Here is a 1748-nt window from a genome sequence, read left to right on the forward strand (position 1 = left end):
GACTAGTAGTAGACGATGTCCCAGTGGGCGGGGATACCCGAGTGGCTGGCTTCGTCGCAGTAGAGGTCGCCTGATGCGGACTTCCACATCGGGAAGCCATCGCCGCGGAGGCCGACGTATTGGAAGGTGCGCTTGATGTAGTTGTCGAGAGCGGGGCTGGGCTGGAGGTCGATCTTGTAGCCGTTGGCGTGGCTGTACTTGCCGTCTTCCCCGTGGCCGACCTCGGTGCCGCCGACGACGATGAGGTTCGCGACGCCGCTGGCCTTCTTGAGGTTGATCACCCCGTCCACCGTGCCACTGAGGATCCCCTCGTACGAGACGCAGCTCGGGTTGTTCTTGTCGGTACAGCCGCCGGGGGATGTGGCCGTGATGCCGTTGGGGATCAGCCGCGCCTCCGCCTGGGCCTGGGTCAAGGGCGTGCCGGAAGCCGAAGCAACCCCGGCGGTGAACAGCAGAGCGGCCCCGATCCCGGTGACAGCGAATGTCAGCTGGGGCAGTACGCGCATGGTGCCTCCTGAAGGCTGGGGGTCTGACGCCGACCGTGTCTCACGGAGGGGATCTACCACCACAGAGGGTCAGATTTGATACGCCGTCAGGGGGTCACGATTTCACCGTCGCCGAGACCCTCGCCCATTGGGATCTGCCCGACGTCGATGCCAGGTGCTGTCGCTGCCCATGAAAATCGAACACGGCACAGCTGGAGTACCGCCCGAAGTGGTGAACAACTGCTGTCGAATCTCGTGAACAACGCCATTCGTCTGTCCGGCGTCGTTCCGCTCCCTCCCAGGTGCATCCGAGACAGGCTCCGCGGTGGAGGTACGGCCAGGTCTGGTCGGGGTGGCCGGGGGCGGGCTGGTCCCAGCGCCTGATGACGGTGGGCCGGTGGCCGGTGGGGGGATCAGGCGGGGTGCGGTGGGTGAAGCCGGGATGTCGCCAGCTGATGCGCCAGACCCCGCGGCTGTTCTGCTCCTTGTGGAGGCGTACGTGCACGGGGTGTCCACCCGCTCGGTCGACGACCTGGTCAAGGCGCTCGGTGCGGACAGCGGCATCTCCAAGAGCGAGGTTTCGCGGATCTGCGGTGACTTGGACGAACAGCTCACGGTCTTCCGCGGCCGGCCCCTGGACCACAGCCGCTTCCCCTACCTCTACCTGGACTCGACCTACTGCAAGGTGCGCGTGAACCACCGGATCGTGTCCCAGGCCGTGGTCATCGCCACCGGCATCAGCGAGGACGGCGGCCGTGAAGTGCTGGGCGTGATGGTCGGTGACAGCGAGACCGAGGCGTTCTGGAGCGAGTTCCTGCGCTCCTTGCGCGAACGCGGCCTGGGCGGGGTCCGTCTGGTCATCTCCGACAACCACAGCGGCCTGGTCGCCGCGATCCGCAAGGTCATGCTCGGCGCCGCCTGGCAGCGTTGCCGTGTTCGCCTCCTGAGAAACGTGTTCTCCGTGATACCCAAGGGATCCGGCGAAATGGTCGCGGCGACCATCCGCACCACCTTCATCCAGCCCACCGCCGAAGCCGTCCACCACCGGCTCGATGCGGTGGCCGACGTGCTCGGGCAGAAGTTCCCCAAGGTCAGGCCAGATGCTCCTGGACGCCAAGGAGGACCTGACCGCCTTCGCCGCCTTCCCCATCTCCCACTGGAAGAAGATCCAGTCCTCAAATCCCCTGGAGCGGATCAATCGCGAGATCAAGCGCCGCACCGACGTCGTGCAGGTCTTCCCCAACCCCGCCGCGCTCGAACGGC

Annotated in this window: 2 protein-coding genes and 1 pseudogene; 1 reads left to right on the top strand and 2 read right to left on the bottom strand. The window is 66.1% G+C overall.

Annotated features, from left to right (window positions below; genetic code table 11):
* Positions 1-2: 2 nt before the first annotated feature.
* Both ACY34J_RS28910 and ACY34J_RS28915 read right to left on the bottom strand, forming a co-directional pair.
* Positions 3-506: a hypothetical protein gene (locus ACY34J_RS28910; RefSeq protein ID WP_462729588.1), complete on the bottom strand. Its 504-nt coding sequence runs from the start codon at positions 504-506 to the stop codon at positions 3-5.
* A 94-nt stretch (positions 507-600) separates the two neighbouring features.
* Entirely contained in the window at positions 601-990 is a 390-nt protein-coding gene (locus ACY34J_RS28915) for a DUF6349 family protein (RefSeq protein ID WP_462729589.1), read from the bottom strand.
* Here ACY34J_RS28915 and ACY34J_RS28920 point away from each other — a divergent pair.
* Positions 973-1748 (top strand): annotated as a pseudogene (locus ACY34J_RS28920) (IS256 family transposase); the annotation flags it as partial. The gene ACY34J_RS28915 and the pseudogene ACY34J_RS28920 sit on opposite strands and share 18 nt — an antisense overlap.

Source organism: Streptomyces sp. HSS9-12 (genome assembly GCF_054963655.1).

Coding starts and splice junctions, on each gene's coding strand:
- ACY34J_RS28910 (WP_462729588.1), bottom strand. CDS start 506: ATGCGCGTACTGCCCCAGCTGACATTCGCTGTCACCGGGATCGGGGCC.